The 21,833-nt window shown below is 68.1% G+C and carries 21 protein-coding genes; 14 read left to right on the top strand and 7 right to left on the bottom strand.

Annotated features, from left to right (window positions below; all coding sequences use genetic code 11):
• The first annotated feature begins 195 nt into the window (after window positions 1-195).
• The 7 genes from ACODTB_RS11615 to ACODTB_RS11585 are packed head-to-tail and all read left to right on the top strand — an operon-like array spanning window position 196 to window position 6,542.
• Window positions 196-1,203 (top strand): amidohydrolase family protein, encoded by a 1,008-nt coding sequence (locus tag ACODTB_RS11615; protein WP_291121599.1) that lies wholly within the window; start codon window positions 196-198, stop codon window positions 1,201-1,203.
• A 23-nt stretch (window positions 1,204-1,226) separates the two neighbouring features.
• Window positions 1,227-2,237, top strand: coding sequence for a DODA-type extradiol aromatic ring-opening family dioxygenase (locus tag ACODTB_RS11610; protein WP_488929352.1), 1,011 nt, complete (start codon window positions 1,227-1,229; stop codon window positions 2,235-2,237).
• Between the two features lie 24 nt (window positions 2,238-2,261).
• Window positions 2,262-3,512, top strand: a complete 1,251-nt coding sequence (locus ACODTB_RS11605) for a Rieske 2Fe-2S domain-containing protein (protein ID WP_291121601.1) — start codon at window positions 2,262-2,264, stop codon at window positions 3,510-3,512.
• Window positions 3,509-4,189 (top strand): RraA family protein, encoded by a 681-nt coding sequence (locus tag ACODTB_RS11600; protein ID WP_291121602.1) that lies wholly within the window; start codon window positions 3,509-3,511, stop codon window positions 4,187-4,189. The genes ACODTB_RS11605 and ACODTB_RS11600 overlap by 4 nt, the downstream gene beginning before the upstream one ends.
• On the top strand, window positions 4,186-4,842 hold the full coding sequence (locus ACODTB_RS11595) for an RraA family protein (RefSeq protein WP_291121603.1): 657 nt from the start codon (window positions 4,186-4,188) through the stop codon (window positions 4,840-4,842). The genes ACODTB_RS11600 and ACODTB_RS11595 overlap by 4 nt, the downstream gene beginning before the upstream one ends.
• Complete coding sequence (locus tag ACODTB_RS11590) at window positions 4,842-5,501, top strand: 4-carboxy-4-hydroxy-2-oxoadipate aldolase/oxaloacetate decarboxylase (RefSeq protein WP_291121604.1); 660 nt, start codon at window positions 4,842-4,844, stop codon at window positions 5,499-5,501. Before ACODTB_RS11595 ends, ACODTB_RS11590 begins: the two co-directional genes overlap by 1 nt.
• 51 nt (window positions 5,502-5,552) lie before the next feature.
• Window positions 5,553-6,542: a Bug family tripartite tricarboxylate transporter substrate binding protein gene (locus ACODTB_RS11585; protein WP_291121606.1), complete on the top strand. Its 990-nt coding sequence runs from the start codon at window positions 5,553-5,555 to the stop codon at window positions 6,540-6,542.
• A 26-nt stretch (window positions 6,543-6,568) separates the two neighbouring features.
• On the opposite strand, the gene ACODTB_RS11580 is transcribed toward ACODTB_RS11585, so the two are convergent.
• Window positions 6,569-8,176, bottom strand: a complete 1,608-nt coding sequence (locus tag ACODTB_RS11580; protein WP_291121607.1) for a gamma-glutamyltransferase family protein — start codon at window positions 8,174-8,176, stop codon at window positions 6,569-6,571.
• Between the two features lie 25 nt (window positions 8,177-8,201).
• Window positions 8,202-9,692 carry an NAD-dependent succinate-semialdehyde dehydrogenase gene (locus ACODTB_RS11575; RefSeq protein ID WP_291121608.1) on the bottom strand — a complete coding sequence of 497 codons (1,491 nt, stop codon included), beginning with the start codon at window positions 9,690-9,692 and terminating at the stop codon, window positions 8,202-8,204.
• A gap of 270 nt (window positions 9,693-9,962) precedes the next feature.
• Here ACODTB_RS11575 and alaS point away from each other — a divergent pair, with 270 nt between their 5' ends.
• From alaS to ACODTB_RS11560, 3 genes are all read left to right on the top strand, one after another.
• A complete protein-coding gene (gene alaS, locus ACODTB_RS11570; RefSeq protein ID WP_488929351.1) occupies window positions 9,963-12,584 on the top strand; it encodes an alanine--tRNA ligase in 2,622 nt (873 codons plus the stop codon).
• Complete coding sequence (locus ACODTB_RS11565; protein ID WP_291112086.1) at window positions 12,581-13,108, top strand: TlpA family protein disulfide reductase; 528 nt, start codon at window positions 12,581-12,583, stop codon at window positions 13,106-13,108. The genes alaS and ACODTB_RS11565 overlap by 4 nt, the downstream gene beginning before the upstream one ends.
• A 142-nt stretch (window positions 13,109-13,250) precedes the next feature.
• Window positions 13,251-14,372, top strand: a complete 1,122-nt coding sequence (locus ACODTB_RS11560) for a transglutaminase-like domain-containing protein (RefSeq protein ID WP_291112089.1) — start codon at window positions 13,251-13,253, stop codon at window positions 14,370-14,372.
• On the opposite strand, the gene ACODTB_RS11555 is transcribed toward ACODTB_RS11560, so the two are convergent.
• From ACODTB_RS11555 to ACODTB_RS11535, 5 genes are all read right to left on the bottom strand, one after another.
• Window positions 14,362-15,306, bottom strand: a complete 945-nt coding sequence (locus ACODTB_RS11555) for a pseudouridine synthase (RefSeq protein WP_291112092.1) — start codon at window positions 15,304-15,306, stop codon at window positions 14,362-14,364. The genes ACODTB_RS11560 and ACODTB_RS11555 overlap by 11 nt on opposite strands.
• A 16-nt stretch (window positions 15,307-15,322) precedes the next feature.
• Window positions 15,323-16,051, bottom strand: coding sequence for a tRNA (guanosine(46)-N7)-methyltransferase TrmB (trmB, locus tag ACODTB_RS11550; RefSeq protein WP_291112093.1), 729 nt, complete (start codon window positions 16,049-16,051; stop codon window positions 15,323-15,325).
• A 31-nt stretch (window positions 16,052-16,082) separates the two neighbouring features.
• Window positions 16,083-16,964 (bottom strand): tRNA glutamyl-Q(34) synthetase GluQRS, encoded by an 882-nt coding sequence (gene gluQRS, locus ACODTB_RS11545; protein WP_291112095.1) that lies wholly within the window; start codon window positions 16,962-16,964, stop codon window positions 16,083-16,085.
• Window positions 16,965-16,983: 19 nt separating this feature from the next.
• Window positions 16,984-18,120, bottom strand: coding sequence for an NAD(P)/FAD-dependent oxidoreductase (locus ACODTB_RS11540; RefSeq protein ID WP_291112097.1), 1,137 nt, complete (start codon window positions 18,118-18,120; stop codon window positions 16,984-16,986).
• A 77-nt stretch (window positions 18,121-18,197) separates the two neighbouring features.
• Window positions 18,198-19,145: a LysR family transcriptional regulator gene (locus ACODTB_RS11535; protein WP_488929350.1), complete on the bottom strand. Its 948-nt coding sequence runs from the start codon at window positions 19,143-19,145 to the stop codon at window positions 18,198-18,200.
• Window positions 19,146-19,282: 137 nt separating this feature from the next.
• Between ACODTB_RS11535 and ACODTB_RS11530 the strand changes: the two genes are divergently transcribed.
• The 4 genes from ACODTB_RS11530 to ACODTB_RS11515 are packed head-to-tail and all read left to right on the top strand — an operon-like array spanning window position 19,283 to window position 21,802.
• Complete coding sequence (locus ACODTB_RS11530) at window positions 19,283-19,984, top strand: pirin family protein (RefSeq protein ID WP_291112104.1); 702 nt, start codon at window positions 19,283-19,285, stop codon at window positions 19,982-19,984.
• A gap of 47 nt (window positions 19,985-20,031) precedes the next feature.
• Window positions 20,032-20,445, top strand: a complete 414-nt coding sequence (locus tag ACODTB_RS11525) for a DoxX family protein (RefSeq protein WP_291112193.1) — start codon at window positions 20,032-20,034, stop codon at window positions 20,443-20,445.
• Window positions 20,446-20,502: 57 nt separating this feature from the next.
• Window positions 20,503-21,057, top strand: coding sequence for a flavodoxin family protein (locus tag ACODTB_RS11520; RefSeq protein WP_291112107.1), 555 nt, complete (start codon window positions 20,503-20,505; stop codon window positions 21,055-21,057).
• A gap of 31 nt (window positions 21,058-21,088) precedes the next feature.
• On the top strand, window positions 21,089-21,802 hold the full coding sequence (locus ACODTB_RS11515; protein WP_291112110.1) for a DUF599 domain-containing protein: 714 nt from the start codon (window positions 21,089-21,091) through the stop codon (window positions 21,800-21,802).
• Window positions 21,803-21,833: the final 31 nt, after the last annotated feature.

Here is a 21,833-nt window from a genome sequence, read left to right as displayed (position 1 = left end):
TTTTGCCAGAACGGGCGCCTTGGGCGCCCGTTCTCTTTGGTGCGCGTGCGCCGGCCCCATCGCGAAAACCCTAATGTATATTACAGATATACAGATTACAGTTGGACCCAAGCCGAGACGCCCATGGGGTGTCCGGCGCCAGAGGTCGAGGTGCCGCGTTGGTCCCGATCGCCCGCAATGCCCACGGAAAAAAACATGCTCATTGATGCACACGCGCACGTGACGGCGCCCGATTCGCTGTATGTGTGGAAGGCCGGGTTGCTGTCGCACCGCGGCAACCACGGACGCGGATCTCCGAAGGTGAGCGACGACGAGATGCTGGCCGTCCTTCACACGCCGACCTTCGGCACGAAGTCCCACCTGGAACAGTTGAAAGAGCTCGGCACGGACATGCAGCTGATCTCGCCCCGGCCCTACCAGAGCATGCACAGCGAAAGGCCGGCCAAGCTGGTTCACTGGTACACGGAAGAGGTGAACAGCATGATCGGGCAGCAGGCCCGTTTGGTGCCGGGCACCTTCCGGGGGGTGTGCGGCCTGCCGCAGGCCTGGGGCGAGCCGATCCAGAACTGCCTGCCGGAGCTGGACCGTTGCGTCAAGGAGCTCGGCATGGTGGCGGCGATGGTGAACACCGATCCCAGCGAGGGGCTGGACACCCAGGCGGTTCCAAATCTCGGCAGCGAGTACTGGTACCCGCTCTGGGAGCGCCTGGTCGAGCTCGACGTCCCTGCCTACCTGCACTCCGCGGGCTTTCGTTCGGAGCGCAACAGCTACTCGGTCCACTTCATCAACGAAGAGACGATCGCCGTCATGGCGCTGTGCAACTCGCGCGTGTTCAAGGATTTCCCGCGATTGCGCATCGTCGTGTCGCATGGCGGTGGCGCGATGCCGTACCAGGTCGGGCGCTTCCATGCGCCATCGCTGCGACCGGGTCGGGCACCCGAGCCGTTCCTCGATGCGCTGCGCCGCCTCTACTTCGACACCGTGCTCTATTCGGAAGAGGCCTTGCGCCTGCTGATCAAGACCGTCGGCCCCGAGCGCTGCATCTTCGGCGCCGAGCGCCCCGGCGTCGGCACGGTGAAAGACCCCGCGACCGGGCGCTGGATGGACGACATCCAGCCGCTCATCGAGGGTTTCGACTGGCTCTCTGAAGACGCGAAGCAGGCGATCTTCAGTGGCAACGCGAAGCAGGTCTTCAAGCTGTAGATCCTCTTCGGGAGACACCAGACATGGCAAACATCGTCGGGGGCATTGCGGTCTCCCATGGGCCCCTGTTGTGCACGCCGCCTTCGATCTGGCACCTGCGAGCGGGGGCCGACCAGAAGAATGCGAACCACTGGTATCAGGGCCGGCGTCACGACTACCATGAGCTGCTCGCCGCCAGAGCGCCGGGATTCGGCATGGCCGTGCAGGCAGCGCAGCAGGCGCGCGCCTACGCGCAATGCCAGTCGTCACTGGACCTGCTGGCGGAACGGTTCAAGGCGATGAGGGCGGACTGGGTGATCGTCGTGGGCAACGACCAGCGGGAGGTCTTCCATGACGACATGTCACCCGCGTTGCTGGTTTACACCGGCGAGTCGATTCTCAACATTCCCCTGACCCCGGCGCAGCTGGCCAAGCTGCCGCCCGGCATTGCTGAAGCGGAGGTGGGGCACTGTCCACCGGAGGGGGCGGTGTACCCCGGTCATGCGGCCCAGGCGACGCGCATCGTGGCCAGCCTGAGCGACGCGGGTTTCGATGTGGCGACATCGGCCCGCCTGCCGTCGACCGCCGATGGACAGCACGGCATTCCCCACGCATTCGGTTTCGTGTACCGCCGCATCCTGAACGATGCGCCGCCGCCGAGCGTGCCCGTCTTTGTCAATGTGGGTGTCGCGCCCAACCAGGTCAGAACGGGGAGGGCGCTCGCCTTCGGCGCGGCGTTGTCCCGGGCGGTGCGCGATCTGCCCGATGCCTCGCGTGTGGTGTTCATCGCCTCGGGGGGGTTGAGCCACTTCGTGGTCGACGAATCGCTGGACCAGAAAGTCCTCCGGGCCCTGAGCCCGTTTGATGCGGCATCGCTCCAGTCGATTCCGGAGAGCTGGTTCAACGGGAACAGCGGCGAGATCAAGAGCTGGATGGCGGTGGCTTCGGCGATGAACGAAGCGGGGCTGCGCATCGACATGCGGGACTACATGCCGTGCTACCGGACGCCGGCCGGCACCGGCAGCGGCATGGGTTTCGTGGCGTGGTCCTTGTGAGTGTGAAAGAAGGAAACAGAAGCCATGAATGAAGAACAGAACCGCAGGCTGACGCAGGTCGGCCGCGGAACGCCCATGGGCGAGGTGCTGCGAAGGCACTGGATGCCGATCGCGGGTGCGTCGGAACTCGATGAGAACCCCATCAAGCCGCTGCGGCTGATGGGCGAAGACCTCGTCCTCTACCGCGACCTGAGCGGCAACCATGGCCTGGTCGAGCGGGCCTGCGCCCACCGCCGCGCCGACCTTTCCTACGGTTTCGTCGAGGCCGATGGCATCCGCTGCAGCTACCACGGCTGGGCCTTCAATGCCTCGGGCAAGTGCGTGAGCCGCCCGTACGAGGACACCGTCAACCCCGAAATCACGAAGCGCGGGCGGATTTGCATCCAGGGCTATCCAGTGAAGGAGAAGGCCGGGCTTCTGTGGGCCTACCTGGGGCCTGCTCCCGCACCGGAGCTGCCCGACTGGGAGCCTTTCAGCTTCGAGAACGGTTTCGTCCAGATCGTGGTGTCCGACGTGCCCTGCAACTGGCTGCAGTGCCAGGAGAACTCCATCGACCCCGTGCACTTCGAATGGATGCACAACAACTGGAGCACCCGCCTGAGCGGGCAGACCGGCCCCTACTCGGCGGAGCACAAGGAGGTCGCTTTCGAAGAGTTCGACCACGGACTGGTCTACAAGCGCATCCGCGGCGAGGCCACGAAGGCCGATGCGATGTGGACCGTCGGCCGGGTGTGCCTGTGGCCCAACGCGTTCTTTCTCGGCGACCACTTCGAGTACCGGGTGCCGATCGACGACGAGAACACACTCAGCATCTCGTGGATCTTCACGCGCCTGCCGCAGGAGGTCGAGTCGTATTCACAGCCTTCGGTGCCAACCTGGCGCAGCCCGGTCAAGGACGACGCCACCGGGCGCTGGGTGACGAGTCATGTGATCAACCAGGACATGGTGGCCTGGGTGGGCCAGGGGGTCATCGCCGACCGGACGAAGGAGACCCTCGGGCTCAGCGACCGCGGCATCGCGATGCTGCGCCGGCGGTTCGAGCAGGACATCGCGGCGGTCGAACGGGGCGAGGATCCAAAAGGCGTCATCCGCGATCCGGCGAAAAACGTCCGGGTTCAGCTGCCCATCGCGGAACGCGAGTTCCTCCTGCGGGGCCTTCCGAGGCAGGTGCTTCTGGCGCACCCCATCTGGCGACAGCACTACGAAGGGTTCCGCTTTGCCTACGGCCAGCCCGAGTCGGTGCGCCAGGCTTTCCGGGAGGCGGCAGGCCTATGAACACGCTGAGCACCACCCAGAAGGCATGCGTGGCGCGCCTGCGGCGCATCGATGTCTGCGCGCTGTCCGACGCCCTCGACAAGCTGGGCCGCGCGGGCGCCGTCACCGGCATCCCGCAGCGCAGTGGCCAGGGCCGCATCGCCGGGGTCGCCGTCACGATGAAGGTCGGTCCAGGCCAGCCTCCCCCGGGTGAGCCACGGCACCTGGGATGCACCGCCATCGAACTCTCGGGGCCGGACCAGGTGATCGTGGTCGAGCAGCGCTCGGGCATCGAGGCCGGCTGCTGGGGCGGGCTGCTCACGCTGGGCGCCAAGGTGCGCGGCGTCGAGGGCGTCATTGCCGATGGCCCGCTTCGGGACGTGGACGAAGCCATCGCCTATGGCTTCCCGATCTTCAGCCGCACCCTGACCTGCCTGACGGCCCGGTCGCGCGTCGTCGAGCTGGGCACTCAGCTGCCGGTGGCGCTGGGGAATGTCTTGGTGCAGCCGGGTGACTACGTGGTGGCCGATCGCAGTGGTGTGGTCGTCATTGCGGCGGCAAGCATCGATGAGGTGCTCGACACCGCCGAAGCCATCGCGCGGCGCGAGGGCGGCATGGCCAAGGCCCTCCAGGGAGGAACCCCGATCAGCCAGGTGATGAATGGCCACTACGAACAGATGCTGGAGAACAGGCGATGAACGACGATCCCCATGTGCAACGCGCGGCCCGGCTGGACACGGCCGCCCTCAGTGACGCCCTCGACAAGCTGGGCATCGTTGGCCAGTGCCATCGCGTCAAGCCGCGAGACCCTTCCTTTCGCATGGCCGGCCGGGCGTGGACCCTGCTGTACGGCCCCGCGGGCAGCCCTCCGGGCACCGTCGGAGACTACATCGACGATGTGCCCCCGGGCAGCGTGATCGTTCTGGATAACGGCGGCCGCGACAACGCCACCGTGTGGGGCGACATCCTGACCGAGATTGCGCATCGGCGGGGCATCGCCGGGACCGTGATCGACGGCATCTGCCGCGATGTCGCGCTCTGTCTGGAACTGAACTACCCGGTCTTCTCCAAGGACCACTGGATGCGCACCGGCAAGGACCGTGTGCAGGTCGAGGCCACGGGCGTTCCCGTCAATGTCGGCGATGCCCGCGTGAGCCCTGGCGACATCGTCAAAGGCGACGCGGATGGCGTCGTGATCATTCCGAAGGAGCACGAGGCACGGGTCCTGGACACCGCCGAAGCCATCGACTCGGCCGAGGCGCGCGTGCGCGCGGCGGTGCGGGGTGGCATGCGCCTAGACGAGGCGCGCAAGGCCCATGGATACCACCAGTTGCAGACGAGGACATCGTGATGCACCGGCACGACCCTTCCACCACGACGCGGGACGCGGTCCGGCTGCCGGCGCCCGTCCTCGCGCGAGCGCAGGCCGCATCGTCGGCCACCCTGCACGAGGCCGCGCGCAAGATCGGCGCCCTGCCTGCCCAGATCCAGGCCCTCGCGCCCGGGTTCCGCTGCGCGGGATCGGCCCTCACCGTGCATTCCCCGCCGGGGGACAACCTCTGGCTGCATCGCGCGCTCGAGCGGGTCCAGCCCGGCGATGTGATGGTGGTGTTCACGGGCGGTGCCCATGGGCATGGCTATTGGGGCGAGATCATGGCGACGATGGCCAAGGCCCGAGGCCTGGCTGGTCTGGTGATCGACGGTTGCGTGCGCGATGGCGATCTGCTGCGGGAGATCGGCGTGCCCACGTTCAGCCGCGGTCTCTGCATCCGGGGGACGGGCAAGGATTTCGGCGCCGTCGGCTGGATCAATCACCCGATCCTGATCGGCGACGTGGTCGTGAACGCCGGCGACCTGATCGTCGGTGATGGCGACGGGGTCGTCGCCATCCCACACCACATGGCCGGCGAGGTCCTGGACGCAGGAGCGCAACGCGATGCCGAAGAAGCCGAGTTCGTCCAGCGGCTCCAAAGGGGAGAGAGCACCTTGTCGATTTACGGATGGCGTTAGGCGCCCGCGCAAGCCCGGGCAGATGGACGGTAAAACCAGGAGACAAACCCCATGAAGATCCCTCGAATCGACCGACGCAGCGCGGTCATCGGCCTGCTGGCTGCGGCCACCACCCCGTGGGCGATGGCCCAGGCCGACACGGCGGGCAACTATCCCGCCAAGACCCTCAAGATGGTGGTGCCCTACAGCCCGGGGTCCGTGACGGACACCCTGGCCCGCATGGTGTCGGAGCGGCTCTCGCAACGCCTGGGACAGCCGGTCATCGTCGAGAACCGCCCGGGTGCGAGCGGGCAGATCGGCACCGCCGCGGCCGCCGCCGCCGCGCCCGACGGTTACACCATGATGCTGGCGCCGCCCACGCACATCATCAACTCGGTGCTGCGCAAGATGCCCTACGACCCGATCAGGAACTTCGATCCGGTCATCCAGGTCGCCCGCTCGAACCTGGTGCTGGTGGTGAACGCCGCGACGCCGGCGAACAACCTGAAGGAGTTGGTGAGCTATCTGAAGGCGCAGGGCGACAACGCCACCTACGCTTCGGCGGGGCAGGCCTCGACCCTCCATCTCTACACCGCCCAGCTGCAGCAGGTGCTGGGCACCAGCATGCGGCACGTCCCGAGCAAGGGCGTGCCCGGCGCCATCATGGACGTGGTGCAGAACAGCGTCACGGTGGTGCTCGCTCCGATGGAGAACGCCGTTCGCCTGATCAAGAGCGGCCACCTCAAGGCGATGGCGCAAACCGGCAAATCGCGCTTCGCCGAGATTCCCGACGTGCCGACGTTTGCCGAGGCCGGCCTCTCCAGCGTTCACAGCGAACTCTGGTACGGCCTCTTTCTGCCCGCAGGGACACCCAAGCCCATCCTGGCGAAGCTGAACAGGGAAGTCGCCGCGGTGCTCGCCATGCCGGAGGTGAAGACGCAGCTCCTCACGGCCGGCACGGAGCCGGTGGGAGGGTCACCCGAGCAACTGGCGGCGCTGTGCCGCAGCGAACTCGCGATGTGGACCGACGTGGTCAAGCGCAACGGCATCAAGGCCGACTGACGCGCGGCGCCTCTGCAGGGCGGCGCTCAGAACCCCACCGCCTGCCCATCGCGCCGCGCGTCGCTCGCGGCCACGTAGCCGTCGGCCATGTCGTCGCTCAGGCGCGCGATGAACTGGCCGCTGCCGAAGTCGAGGTAGGTGTCGGCCGTGGGCTCGAAGCGGTGGCCCAGCGCCTTGAGGCCGTCGCGCAGCGCGGGTGCCATGGTGGATTCGAAGTCCACGTCCAGGCCGCTGCCCCATTTCCAGCGCGGTGCGTCGCAGGCCGCCTGGGGCTGCTGTCCGTGCACCAGCATGCGCACCAGCGTCTGCACATGGCCTTGCGGCTGCATGTTGGCGCCCATCACGCCAAAGCTCATCACACCCTGGCCCTCGCGCGTGAGGAAGCCCGGAATGATGGTGTGGAAGGGCCGCTTGCCCGGCGCCACCTGGTTGGGGTGGCCGTCCTGCAGGGTGAAGCCGTGGCCCCGGTTCTGCAGGCTGATGCCCCAGCCAGGCACCACCACGCCGCTGCCGAAGCCCAGGTAGTTGGACTGGATCAGGCTGACCATGCGGCCTTGCGCATCGGCGGCGGTGAGGTAGACCGTGCCACCGCGCGGCGGGTGGCCTGCGCCGGGGTGGATGGCGCGTTTCGGGTCGATGAGCTTTGCGCGATCTCGCAGGTAGCCCGGGTCGAGCAGGTCGGCGGCGCGCACCTCGGTCATGAAGCGCTCGTCGGCGACCCAGCGGTAGGTGTCGGCGAAGGCGAGTTTGATGGCCTCGATCTGCAGGTGCTGGCCTTCGATGCTGTCGGGCCCGTAGCGTCCGATGTTTAGTTGTTCAAGCATGCCCAGCGCCATGAGTGCAGCGATGCCCTGGCCGTTGGGCGGCAGCTCGTGCACCGTGTGGCCGGCGAACGCCATTTCGATCGGCTTGACCCACTGCACCTGGTGCGCAGCGAGGTCGGTGGCGCGCAGTTGCGCGCCATGCTCGCGCGCGAAGGCGTCGATGGCGGCAGCGATCTCGCCCCTGTAGAAGGCCTCGCCGCGCGTCTCGGCGATGCGGCGCAGCGCGCGGCCGGCCTCGGCGAAGCTGAAGCGCTCACCGGGCAGTGGGGCACGGCCGCGTGGCATGAAGGCCTGCGCGAAACCGGGCTTGTCCTGCAGCAGGGGCACGGCCAGGGCCCATTTGTGGGCGATGACGGGCGCCACCGCGAAGCCGCCTTCGGCCAGCTCGATGGCGGGCGCCATCAGGTCGGCGAAGGGCAGGGCGCCGAAGCGCTCGGACAGGGCGGCCCAGCCGGCCACCGCGCCGGGCACGGTCACGGCGTCGAAGCCGCGCAGCGGGATCTGGCAGTTGTGCTTGTTCTCGAAGTAGGCCTTGCTCCAGCCCGCGGGCGCCACGCCCGAGGAGTTCATGCCGTGCAGTTGCTGGCCGTCCCAGACGATCGCGAAGTTGTCGCTGCCCAGGCCGTTGGAGATCGGCTCCACCACGGTGAGGGCGGCGGCGGCCGCGATCGCGGCGTCCACCGCGTTGCCGCCCTTGAGCAGCATGCGCAGACCGGCCTGCGCAGCCAGGGGCTGCGAGGTGGCGACCACGTTGCGCGCCATGAGCGGGCTGCGGATGGTGGGGTAGGGGTGGCTCCAGTCGAACTGCATGGGGTGGGTGTCTCTCAGGTGGGAATCACTTGAGGATATCGCCGACGCAGAGGTACTTGATTTCCACGTAGTCGTCCATGCCGTGGTGCGAGCCTTCGCGGCCTAGGCCGGACTGCTTCACGCCGCCGAACGGCACGTGTTCGGTGGCCAGGATGCCGACGTTGATGCCCACCATGCCGTACTCCAGCGCCTCGCTCACGCGGAAGATGCGGCCCACGTCACGGCTGTAGAAGTAGCTCGCCAGGCCGAACTCGGTGGCGTTGGCCGCGTCGATGGCTTCCTGCTCGGTGTGGAACTTGAACACCGGCGCGAAGGGGCCGAAGGTTTCTTCCTTGGCGCACAGCATGTCGGCCGTCGCGTCGGCCACCACGGTGGGTTCGAAGAACTGGCCGCTGCCCAGGCTGGCGAGGCGCCGGCCACCGGCCACCACGCGCCCGCCCTTGGCCACCGCATCGTCCACGTGGCGCTGCACCTTCACGAGGGCCGCTTCCTCGATCAGCGGGCCCTGGCTCACGCCCTCGCCGAAGCCGTTGCCGACCTTGGCGGTCTTCACCTTGGCGGCGAACTTGGCCACAAAGGTGTCGTAAACGCCGGCCTGCACGTAGAAGCGGTTGGTGCAGACGCAGGTCTGGCCGGCGTTGCGGTACTTGCTGGCGAAGGCGCCTTCCACCGCGCTGTCGATGTCGGCGTCGTCGAACACGATGAAGGGCGCGTTGCCACCCAGCTCCAGCGACATCTTCTTGACCGTGGGCGCGCACTGCGCCATGAGGATGCGGCCGACCTCGGTGGAGCCGGTGAAGCTGATGTGGCGCACCACGTCGCTCGCGCACAGCACCTTGCCCACGGCGATGGACTGTTCGGCGTCGGCGGTGAGGATGTTGAACACCCCGGCCGGGATGCCGGCGCGGATGGCGAGTTCGGCCGCGGCCAGGGCGGTCAGCGGCGTGAGTTCGGCCGGCTTGATGATCACCGGGCAGCCGGCGGCCAGCGCGGGCGCCACCTTGCGCGTGATCATGGCGAGCGGGAAGTTCCAGGGTGTGATGGCCGCGCACACGCCGATGGGCTGCTTGAGCACCATCAGGCGGCGGTTGTTGTCGAAGGTGGGCAGGGTTTCACCGTTGACGCGCTTGGCCTCCTCGGCGAACCATTCCACGAAGCTGGCGCCGTAAGCCACCTCGCCCTTGGCCTCGGCCAGGGGCTTGCCCTGTTCGGCGGTCATGAGCGTGCCCAGATCGTCCTGGTTCGCCATCAGCAAGTCGTACCACTTGCGCAGGATGTGGCTGCGCTCCTTGGCGGTTTTGGCCTTCCAGGCCGGCCAGGCGGCGTTGGCGGCGGCGATCGCGGCTTCGGCGTCCGCAGGGCCGAGGTTGGCCACGTCGGCCAGCTTGTGCCCGGTGGCCGGGTCGTGCACGTCGAAACGGCTGGCGCCGGCGACCCACTGGCCGTTGATCAGGGCGTCGGTCTTGAGCAGGCTCGGGTCCTTGAGCAGGGCCAGGGGGGAAGTCTTCATGTCCATGAGGGGTTGTCTCCGTCGGTGCGGTGCACGGGAAGGGGGTGGTTGGAAATTTATTTAACTTATTAAATTAATCGCCGCCGATTGTGCCGCCGAAAGGCATTCCAGCATAGCCCCAGGTCTTTTCCGAGGCGGTGCCGCCCGCGACGCGGCGCGCCGATCCACCCGATTTCGCCGCCCGCGCGCCGGGGTCGGCCCGCATGTTGGAAAATAGCGGGTTCCGCGCGCGCGAGCGCTGCCCCGCATTCACCGACGACCACCCACAAGGCCAACATGACCCGCCCCGCCTCCGTTGCCGACATCCGCAAGAGCTTCCTGGACTTTTTCGCTTCCAAGGGCCACACCGTGGTCGCGTCCAGCCCCCTGGTGCCCGGCAACGACCCGACGCTCATGTTCACCAACTCCGGCATGGTGCAGTTCAAGGACGTGTTCCTCGGCACCGACAAGCGCCCCTACGTGCGCGCGGCTTCGGTGCAGGCCTGCCTGCGTGCCGGCGGCAAGCACAACGACCTGGAGAACGTGGGCTACACCGCGCGCCACCACACCTTCTTCGAAATGCTGGGCAACTGGTCGTTCGGCGACTACTTCAAGCGCGAGAGCCTGAAATGGGCCTGGGAGCTGCTGACCGAGGTCTACCAGCTGCCCAAGGAGCGCCTGCTGGCGACGGTGTACGAAGAGGACGACGAGGCCTACGACATCTGGACGAAGGAGATCGGCCTGCCGCCCGAGCGCGTGATCCGAATCGGCGACAACAAGGGCGGGCGCTACAAGTCCGACAACTTCTGGATGATGGCCGACACCGGCCCCTGCGGCCCCTGCAGCGAGATCTTCTACGACCACGGCCCCGAGATCCCCGGTGGCCCTCCCGGCAGCCCCGATGAGGACGGCGACCGCTTCATCGAGATCTGGAACAACGTGTTCATGCAGTTCAACATGGACGAGACCGGTGCCGTCACGCCGCTGCCCGCGCCCTGCGTGGACACCGGCATGGGCCTGGAGCGGCTGGCCGCGATCCTGCAGCATGTGCACAGCAACTACGAGATCGACATCTTCGCCGCGCTCATCAAGGCCGCCGCGCGCGAGACCCACATCAGCGACCTGGACAACCCCTCGCTCAAGGTGATCGCCGACCACATCCGCGCCACCGCCTTCCTGGTGAGCGACGGCGTGATCCCCAGCAACGAAGGCCGGGGCTATGTGCAGCGCCGCATCGTGCGCCGCGCCATCCGCCATGGCTACAAGCTGGGCCAGAAGACGCCGTTCTTCCACAAGCTGGTGCCCGACCTGGTGAAGCTGATGGGCGCGGCCTACCCGAACCTGGCGCGGCAGGAGCAGCGCATCATCGAGGTGCTCAAGGCGGAGGAAGAGCGCTTCTACGAAACGCTGGCCAACGGCATGGAAATCCTCGACGCGGCGCTGGCCGGCGGCGAGAAGGTGCTGCCGGGCGAGGTGGCCTTCAAGCTGCACGACACCTACGGCTTCCCGCTCGACCTGTCTGCCGACGTCTGCCGCGAGCGCGGCCTGTCGGTGGACGAGGCGGGCTTCCACGCCGCGATGGAAAAGCAGAAGGCCGCGGGCCGCGCGGCCGGCAAGTTCAAGATGGACAAGGCGCTGGACTACTCCGGCGCGGGCAACCAGTTCGTGGGCTACGAACAGCTGGAAGCGCCCGGCAAGATCGTCGCGCTCTACTTCGAAGGCACCCCGGTCGCCGCGCTGAACGCCGGCCAGACCGGTGTGGTGGTGCTGGACAACACGCCGTTCTACGCCGAGAGCGGTGGCCAGGTCGGCGACGAAGGCGTCATCACCAGTGGCTCGGCACGTTTCGCCGTGGGCGATACGCAGAAGATCAAGGCCGACGTGTTCGGCCACCACGGCAGCGTGGAGCAGGGCACGCTCAACGTGGGCGATCACGTGAACGCGCAGGTGAACACCGCGCTGCGGGCCGCCACCGTGCGCAACCACAGCGCCACCCACCTGATGCACAAGGCCTTGCGCGAGGTGCTGGGCGAGCACGTGCAGCAGAAGGGCTCGCTGGTGAACGCCGAGCGCACGCGCTTCGACTTCGCGCACAACGCCCCCGTGACGGACGCGCAGATCCGCCAGATCGAAGCCAAGGTCAACGCCGAGATTCTCGACAACCACGCCACGCAGGCGCGCCTGATGGACATCGAGTCGGCGCAGAAGACCGGCGCCATGATGCTGTTCGGCGAGAAATACGGCGAGACCGTGCGCGTGCTCGACATCGGCAGCAGCCGCGAACTCTGCGGCGGCACGCACGTGCAGCGCACCGGCGACATCGGCCTGTTCAAGGTGGTGGGCGAAAGCGGCGTGGCCGCGGGCGTGCGCCGCATCGAAGCCATCACCGGCACGAACGCGCTGGCCTACCTGCAGTCGCTGGAAGACACGGTGGCGCAGGCCGCCGGTGTGCTCAAGGCCCCCACGGCCGAGTTGAACGCGCGCATCGGCCAGACGCTGGAGCAGGTCAAGGCGCTGGAGAAGGAAGTGGCGGCCCTCAAGGGCAAACTCGCCTCCAGCCAGGGCGACGAGCTGGTGGCGCAGGCGGTGGACGTCAAGGGCATCAAGGTGCTGGCCGCCGTGCTCAACGGCGCCGACGCCAAGACCTTGCGCGACACGTTGGACAAGCTCAAGGACAAGCTCAAGTCCGCCGCCATCGTGCTGGCCGCCGTGGATGGCGCCAAGGTGCAGCTGGCCGCCGGCGTCACGGCCGACAGCATGGGCAAGGTCAAGGCCGGCGAACTGGTGAACTTCGTGGCCCAGCAGGTGGGCGGCAAGGGCGGCGGCAAGCCCGACATGGCCATGGCCGGCGGCACCGACGCCAGCGGTCTGCCCAAGGCGCTGCAGTCGGTGCAGGGCTGGGTGGCCGAACGCCTGTGAGCACGCTGAACCGCCGACAGGTCCTGGGCGGCGGGCTGGCCGTGGCCTTGGGACCGGTGGCGGTCGGCGCGCAGCCGGCTTTCGAGCTGAGCGCCTGGCCGCGCGGCACGCCCACGCCGGCGCTGGCGACACTGGACCTGCAAGGTCGGGCCGTGAAGCTCGCCGACTTCAAAGGCCGCGCCGTGCTGCTCAACTTCTGGGCCAGCTGGTGCGAGCCCTGCCGCACCGAGATGCCCATGCTGCAGGACCTGCCTTCGCTGATCGGCGAGGACCGCCTGGCGGTGATCGCGCTCAACTTCAAGGAGCCGCCGCAACGCGCGCAGCGCTTTGTGCAGCAGACCAACCTGAGCCTGCCGGTGTGGCTCGACCCGCTGGGCGAGCACGCGCGCGCCTGGGGCGTGCGGGTGTTTCCGACCACGGTGCTGATCGACCGCCAGGGCCGCGCTCGCCAGCGCGTGCGGGGCGAGGTCGACTGGAGCGGTCGCGAGGCGCTGGGCTGGGTGGATCAACTGCTCGGGACCTGATGCCGGCAGGCGGCAGTTTTGCTGACCGCGCAGCGCGGCCCACATAATCCCTCTGCGGCGCGCTGTGCCGCATTCCCCATGGCGATGCATCGCACCCGGTGTGTGCGGTTCCGCCTTTGTTCCCTATTCCGGAGTTCTCTTCATGACCCCCGATCGCCGCCGCTTCCTGCAGCGCGCCGCCACGTCCGTGGCCGCCGCATCGCCCCTGTTCCAAACCGCCGGGGCCCTGGCCCAGGCCCATCCGGCGCAGCGCGCCTTCAACCCCCAGCCCGGCGCCTGGCGCACCTTCGATGTGACCACGCGCGTGGACATCGAGCTGCCACGCGGTGCCACCCAGGTCTGGCTTCCGCTCCCCTCGATCGAGAGCGACTGGCAGAAGTCGTTCACCAGCGACTTCCGCACCAACGGCAACGCTCGGCTGACCGAAGAGCGGCACTACGGCGCGCGCATGCTGCATGTGACCTTCGCTGAAGCAGGCGCCACGCCGTATGTCGAACTCACCAGCCGCGTGCAGACGCGCAACCGCGCGGCCGATCTTTCGCAGAAAACGGCCAGCACCGAAGACGCCGCCAGCCTGCGCTTCTGGACCCGGCCCACGGCCCTGCTGCCCACCGACGGCATCGTGCGCGAAACCGCGCTGAAGGCCACGCGCGGTGCGCGCACCGACGTGGAAAAAGCGCGCCAGATCTACGACTGGGTGGTGGCCAACACCTACCGCGAACCCAAGGTGCGCGGCTGCGGCGAAGGCGACATCAAGACCATGCTGGAGACCGGCAACCTGGGCGGCAAGTGCGCCGACCTCAATGCCATCTTCGTCGGCCTGTGTCGCGCGGCAGGGTTGCCCGCGAGAGACGTCTATGGCATCCGACTCGCGCCGTCGGCCTTCGGCTACAAGGAACTGAGCGGTAACCCCGCGAGCCTCAAGGGGGCGCAGCACTGCCGCGCCGAGGTGCACCTGGCCGGCCACGGCTGGGTGGCGATGGACCCGGCCGACGTGGCCAAGGTCATGCGCCTGGAGACGCCCGAGTGGATCAAGACCACGCAGCACCCGGTGGTCACGCCGGTGAACCGCGCGCTGTTCGGCGGCTGGGAGGGCAACTGGATGGCCTGGAACATGGCGCACGACGTGAAGCTGCCGCAGGCACAGGGCCCGCAGTTGGGCTTCTTCATGTACCCGGTGGGCGAGACCGGCGGCCAGCGCCTGGACTCCTACGCGCCGGACGACTTCAAGTACCAGATCACGGCGCGCGAGATCAAGGCCTGATCGCTTCGGGCCAGTCCAGCGCGCGCTGGCTCTGGAAGGCCCGTGCCTCGCCCGTCACCGGATCGGTGAAGGCGATGGCCCGGGCCAGCAGGCGCAGCGGGTTCGAGAAATCCTCGGCTTCGTGCGGCCCGCGCTGCACGCGCGGGTAGAACTGGTCGCCCACGATGGGCCGCGCCAGCGCGTTCATGTGCACGCGCAGCTGATGCCGCTTGCCGGTGACGGGCTCCAGGCGGTAGCGCGCCCAGGGGCCGCGCACCTCCAGCCGCTCGATGCGCGTCTCGCTGTTGGGCTCGCCCTCCGTCTCGTTCATGCGGAAGAAGGCGTCGTGCGCTTCCTCGATGCGGCTGCGCCGGACCACGGGCCAGGCCTGGGATGCATCGCCAGAGGGCGCGAGCGCTTCGTACACCTTGTGCACCGCGCGGTCCCGGAACAGCGACTGGTAGGCGTCGCGGTCCTGCGGGCGCAGGCTGAACACCACCAGGCCCGCTGTCTCGCGGTCGATGCGGTGGATGGGGCTCAGCGTGTCGATGCCCAGCCGGTTCTTCAGCCGCACCAGCAGGCTTTGCTGCACGTAGCGCCCACCGGGTGTCACCGGCAGGAAATGCGGTTTGTCCGCCACCAGCAGGTGCTCGTCCAGGTGCAGCACGGTTTCCTCGAACGGCACCACCGGTTCGTGGTCGAGTTCGCGGTAGTAGTAGACCCGCACCCCCGGCGTGAAAACCGCATCGGGTGGCAGGGCCTGGCCCGCGTCGTCAAGCACCTCGCCGCGCGCGAGCCGTTGGGCCCAGGCCTCGCGGCTCACGGCGCTCAGGCGGTCGGCCAGGAAGTCGAGCAGCAGCGGCCAGGGCGCGGCCTTGCCGTAGGGCAGGGCGATGCAGCTGGCGGACACGCCTTGCCGCGAGGGAATCGCCGGGTTCTTCGGGGGACGGCCCATGGTGGCCCGTTGCGGATCAGACCCGGCGGAACACGAGGTCCCAGACGCCGTGACCGAGCTTGAGGCCGCGGTTCTCGAACTTGGTGAGCGGGCGGTAGTCGGGCTTGGGCACAAAGCCGTCGCCACCTGCTTCGGCGGTGTTGCTCAGCAGGGGCTCGGCCTGAAGCACTTCCAGCATCTGCTGGGCATAGGGCTCCCAGTCGGTGGCGAGGTGCAGGTAGCCGCCCGGCTTGAGGTGGCGCGCGAGGCGGCTCACGAACGGGCCCTGGATCAGGCGGCGCTTGTGGTGGCGGCTCTTGTGCCAGGGGTCGGGGAAGAAGATGTGCACGCCATCGAGGCTGGCTTCGCCCAGCATGTGGTCCAGCACCTCGACCGCGTCGTGGCGGAAGATGCGGATGTTCTCCAGGCTTTGCTCACCCACGAGCTTGAGCAGGGCGCCCACGCCGGGCTCGTGCACTTCGCAGCAGAGGAAGTTGTCCTGCGGGCGCACGGCGGCGATGTGTGCGGTGGCGCCGCCCATGCCGAAGCCGATCTCCATGATGAGCGGTGCAGCGCGGCCGAAGGCCGCAGCCGCGTCGAACGCGCCCGGGGCGTAGTTCAGCAGGAAGCGGGGGCCGTGCTGTTCGAAGGCTCGAGCCTGGCCCGGGCCCATGCGGCCCGCGCGCAGCACATAGCTCTTCACCTCCCGCATGAAGGTGGTGTCGGCGGGGGCTGGGCGCGGTTGGGCGTGGCGGGGATCGGTCATCGGGAGCGGTCGGTCGGGGAAGGGGTGGATTTTAGGCGGGCCAGGCCTTCGTCCACGCCGCCAGCTGGTTGGTCACCGTGTCGCGCGCTGGCGTGGGAAGCCCGAGCACCTGGGCTGCCTGCATCAGGGCGGTGGGGGGATCGCTCAGGTCCAGGGCCTGCGCGCCGTTCTGCTTGCTGAGCTTTTCACCGTTGTCACCAAGCACCAGCGGGGTGTGCCGGTAAGCCGGCGTGGGCAGGCCCAGCGCCTGTTGCAGCAGGATCTGGCGCGCCGTGTTGTCGGCCAGGTCTTCGCCACGCACCACGTGCGTGATGCCTTGCGCCGCGTCGTCCACCACCACCGCGAGTTGGTAGGCCCAGAGGCCGTCGGCGCGCTTGAGCACGAAGTCGCCCACCTCGGTGGCCACGTCCTGCGTCTGCGGTCCGAGCTGGCGGTCGGCCCAGCGCACGTTGCTGTGCGCGGGATCGATGGCGAAGCGCCAGGCCCTGGCGGGTTGGCCGTGCAGGCCGCCCCGCTCGGGCCGACAGGTGCCGGGATAGACCGCGATGTGGTGGCGCTCCCGCACGAGACCCTGGGCCTGCCGTGCGGCCTCGATGTCCTTGCGCGAGCAGGCGCAGGGGTAGGCGCGATCGTGGGCCACCAGGTGGTCCAGCGCCCGCTGGTAGAGCGGGCCGCGCTGCGTTTGCCAGACCACCGGCTCGTCGCTGACCAGGCCGCAGGCGGCCAGCTGGCGCAGGATGGTGTCGCCCGCGCCGGGCACGCAGCGGGGCGTGTCCACGTCTTCCATGCGTACCAGCCACACGCCGCCGTGGGCGCGCGCATCGAGCCAGCTGGCGAGGGCGGCAACCAGCGAGCCGGCATGCAGGGGGCCAGTGGGCGAAGGGGCGAAGCGGCCTCTGTACATGGCCGTCATGGCCCCCGTCCGAACGGACTCAGGCGAGAGCGAGCGCCATCTCCAGGCCGGAGACGAAGGCGTCCTCGACGCGGTGGCCCAGGCACCAGTCGCCGCAGGCGCCGATGCCCAGCGCCCTGTCGAGCAGGTGGCTCTGGCCCAGCGGCGTCTGCGTCTGGGCAAAGCGCCAGCGGTGTGCCACGGCATGGGTGGGCGTGGCGCGGATGCCGGTGATTTCGGCGAAGCCCTTGAGCAGCTTGGCCTTGGCACGCTCGGCGTCGTCTTCCAGGTGCTTGGTGGACCAGGCGGGGCTGGCCTGCACGGTCCAGCGCTCGATGGGGTCGCGCCCGGGCTTGCTGGATTCGCGCGCCAGCCAGCTGATGCGGTGGTGCGTGCTGCGCGCGGCGTTCCACTGCGGGCCGAGGTGCGGCAGGCCGGGTTGCATGGCCTGGGGGTAGGCCACCATCAGCGCCCAGCAGGGTGCCACGTGCACGGGGGTGAGCGCCTTGCGCAGCTCGGGTGCGAGGCCGGAGGCCAGCAGCAGGTCGTGGATCTGCGGATGCGGCATGGCGAGGACCACGCGGTCGAAGCCGCCCAGCACCTGCTGGCCGCCCTGGGCGTCTTCGGCGCGCAGCTGCCATTGTTCGGGATGCAGCGCATCGCGCTCGATGCGGGTCACGCAGGTGTCCAGCAGCGTGCGGGCCAGCAGGCCGCCGTGCAGCTCGGGGTGCGCCAGGGGCTGCGCCCAGAGGTCGACCAGGGCGCTCATGCCGGGCGAGGCCACGAAATGCGGTTCGGTGGGGGGCGGCGCGCTGGCCAGCACGCGGCCCAGCTCGTCGAGCACGCGCACGGTGCTGGCACTCCAGGGGCGCACGACGGCGGTGGCGTTGCTGCGCAGCGCGGTCTCGAAACGCGCGTCGCGCACGGTGAAGTACTGGGCGCCGTGGTCGAAGCCGCCGAACTCGGTGCGCCGCGTGGCCATGCGGCCGCCGAATTCACGGCTTCTCTCGAGCAGGCTGACGCGGTGACCCGCCTGCACCAGCGTGCGCGCGCACACCACCCCCGCCATGCCACCGCCGACCACGGCGAAGTGCAGAGGCGTGGCCGCCGCGCCGCGGGCCTTGGAGCGGGTGTTCTTCGTGGCTGGGGCTGCGCGTGGGCTTCTGGTGTTCGTCATGTCTCTTGGCGCGTTGGGTGATGGGTGTGTGGCTGACTGTATCAGTTGCTTCATCGTTCGCGCCGCTTTCCCATGGATCAGATCTGATGGTGGTTGTTCAGCAGTGCGCCGCGCGTCTTGGGATGCTGCAGGCGGTCCAGCCACCACCGCAGCGCGCGGCCGGTGTCGCCCGCGCCGCGGGGCTGGCGCCAGGCGTACGAGACGCGCAGCGTGCGGTTGGGCCGCTGCACGGTTTTCACCACCAGGCGCCCCGCGTTGATGAAGGGCTGCGCGAGCGAGAGCGGCAGAAAGCCACCGCCCAGGCCGCGCAGCTGCGCTTCGAGCTTGTGCTGCATGGTCGGCACGGTGAGCACGTCCTGTCCCGGCAGCAGGTTGTGCGTGACGCCACGCCCGCGCTGCGTGCTGTCGGCCACGGCCACGGCGCGGTGTTCGCGCAGTTCCTCGTCGCGCAGGCTGTGGGTGGCGGCGGCCAGGGCGTGGTGCGGCGCGACCGCGTAGACGAAGCTCAGCGTGCCCATGGGCGCGGACTGGAATTCGGTGGGTGCCATTTCGCTGGGCACCCCCAGGGCGAGGTCGGCCTGGCCGCTTTGCAAGGCTTCCACCGTGCCCGAGAGCGTTTCGGCCCGCAGCTTGAGCCGGGTGGGCGCCCCTTCGGCGTAGAAGGCCTCGCAGAGTTCGAACAGGGTGGCGCGCGCGATGATGGCGTCGGCGGCGATGGTGAGTTGCGGCTCCCAGCCGGTGGCCACGCGCTTGACGCGCTGGGCCACGGCGTCGAGTTCGCTCAACAGGTACTGCCCGGAACGCAGCAGCTCGGACCCGGCAGGGGTGAGCACGGCGCGGCGCGCGCTGCGGTCGAACAGCAGCACATCCAGCGCGTCCTCGATCTGGCGGATGCGGTAGGTCAGGGCGCTGGGCACCATGCCGAGTTCGCGCGCCGCCGCTGCCATGCTGCCCAGGCGAGCCACGGCGTCGAGCAGGCCGAGGTTTTCAGGAGAGAGGGCGGCACGCGGGTTGGAGGTGGCCATGGCGGCGATATCAATCGTTCAAATAATTTGAATGATGCCATCAAAACCGTGCAGTCACAAAGAGGGGGTGTCCGCTCAGAATTCATTCCATGCCAGCCATTCGGGCCGGCCCTACGGAAGATGGAAAGGAATCCACCATGCTCCAGATTCGACGCTCCGACGCCCGCGGCTATGCCGACCACGGCTGGCTCAAGAGCCACCACTCGTTCTCCTTCGCCGAGTACTTCGACCCCGCCTGGATGGGCTGGGGCAACCTGCGCGTGATCAACGAAGACCGCATTGCCCCGGGCACCGGCTTCGGCACGCACGGCCACCGCGACATGGAAATCATCAGCTACGTGCTGCAGGGCAACCTGGCACACAAGGACAGCATGGGCAACGTCAAGGGCATTCCACCTGGTGACGTGCAGCGCATGAGCGCGGGCAGCGGCGTGCGCCACAGCGAGTTCAACCACGCACCCGACGCCACGACCCACTTTCTGCAGATCTGGATCGAGCCCAACGTGACGGGCATCGACCCGGGCTACGAACAGAAGCGTTTTGCCGACGCCGAAAAGCGTGGTCAACTGCGCCTGGTGGCCTCACCCGACGGGGCCGAGGGCTCAGTGACCATTCACGCCGATGCCGCCATGTACGCGGGCCTGATCGACGGCCAGGAAGCCGCCGAACTCGCCCTGAACCCGGCCCGCAAGGCCTATGTGCACCTGGTGCGTGGCAAGCTCGACGTGAACGGCCAACACCTCAAGGCGGGTGATGCCGCGGTGCTGGCGGGCGAAAGCCGCCTGCAGCTCTCGAACGGCGATGATGCCGAGGTGCTCGTGTTCGATCTCGCTCCCTGAACGCTTTTTTCTTTTTCCTCAACCTTCCACTTTTTCTCAAGGAACCCATCATGAACGCTCTGCAAAACCCTCTGGCCCTGATCGGCCGCATCCTGCTGGCGATTGTTTTCGTGCCGGCGGGCTTTTCCAAGATCGCTGGCTTTGCCGGCATGGTCGGCTATTCCGCGTCCGTCGGTCTGCCGCTGCCCCAGGTGGGCGTGGCCATCGCCCTGGTGATCGAGCTGTTCGGTGGCCTCGCGCTGCTGATCGGCTACCGCACCCGCATTGCCGCCATCGCCCTGGCCGTGTTCACGCTGGTGGCCAGCTTCTACTTCCACAACTACTGGGCCATGCCGGCCGAGCAGCAGATGATGCAGAACCTGATGTTCTTCAAGAACATCGCCATCACCGGTGGCCTGCTCGCCTTCGCTGCCTTCGGCGCCGGAGCCTTCAGCCTTGACGCGCGCCGCCCGGCCGCCTGAGCCTCACTGGTTTTCTCCTTCGCGGCGCCTGGGCGCCGCTTTTTTCAGGAACACAAGATGTCCAAAATTGTCGTGGTCTACCACTCCGGCTACGGTCACACCCAGCGCATGGCGCAGGCGGTGGCCCAGGGCGCCGATGCCGAACTGCTCACCATCGACGCCGACGGCAACCTGCCCGACGGCGGCTGGGACACCCTCGATGCGGCCGACGCCATCATCATGGGCTCGCCCACCTACATGGGCAGCGTGAGCTGGCAGTTCAAGAAGTTCGCCGACGCCTCCAGCAAGCCCTGGTTCGCCCAGAAATGGAAGGACAAGATCGCCGCCGGCTTCACCAACAGCGCGGGCATGAACGGCGACAAGCTCGCCACGCTGAACACGATGTTCACCCTGGCCATGCAGCACGGCATGATCTGGGTCAGCCAGGGCCTGATGCCCAGCAACACCAAGGGCGCCCAGCGCAACGACGTGAACTACCTCGTGAGCTACAGCGGCGCGATCGCCCAGTCGCCCTCCGATGCCGGTGCGCAGGACATGCTGCCCGGTGACCTGGAAACGGCGCGCCTCTTTGGCGAGCGTGTGGCTGCGGTGACGGCGAAATTCAAGGCATAAGAGGGGAACAGACGGCGTAACATCCGTCGCCATGAAGGTTCTCAGCATCATCCCCTGGGCAGACTGGCTGGCGCTGGTCTGCTTCCTGGCCCTGTGGGTCGGCTACGCCTGGTTCGCCCGCGAGTGGGGCCGCAAGATGGGCTCGCTGCTCCACACCACCAACCGCTATCGGGGTTACTGGATGACCCAGACCACGGCGCGCGACCCGCGCATGCTCGACGGGCTCATCACCCAGACCCTGTCGAACACGCCCGCATTCTTCTCGTCCACGTCCATCCTGGTGATCGGTGGTCTGTTCGCGTTGCTCGGCACGACCGACAAGGCCACCGAGCTGATGAGCGAGATCCCGTTCGCCCAGACCACTTCGCTGATCGTCTTCGAGTTCAAGATCCTGGTGATGGTGGCGATCTTCGTCTACGCGTTTTTCCGCTTTTCCTGGTGCATGCGGCAATACACCTTCGTGGCGCTGGTGATCGGCGCCATGCCGCCGGCCGAGGACTTTGAGGCGGGCAAGCACGACCGCCGGGCCTTTGCCGACCGCGCGGCGGCCATGGTGGGCGCCGCGGCCGACACCTTCAACGACGGCCTGCGCGCTTATTACTTTTCGTTCGCTGCGCTGGCCTGGTTCATTTCCCCGCTGGCCATGGTGGTGGCCACGCTGGCGGTGGTCGCCATCCTCTACAGCCGGGAGTTCCGGTCCGAGGTGCTGAGCATCCTCAAGGACGAAGTGCCTCCGCCCACCTGAGAGGAAGAAGACCCCCGCGCCTTCTAAAATG

The organism is Hydrogenophaga sp. FG152 (assembly GCF_057809615.1).
Note: the sequence above shows the minus strand (reverse complement) of the source record. Positions and strands in the feature narration are given on the sequence as shown.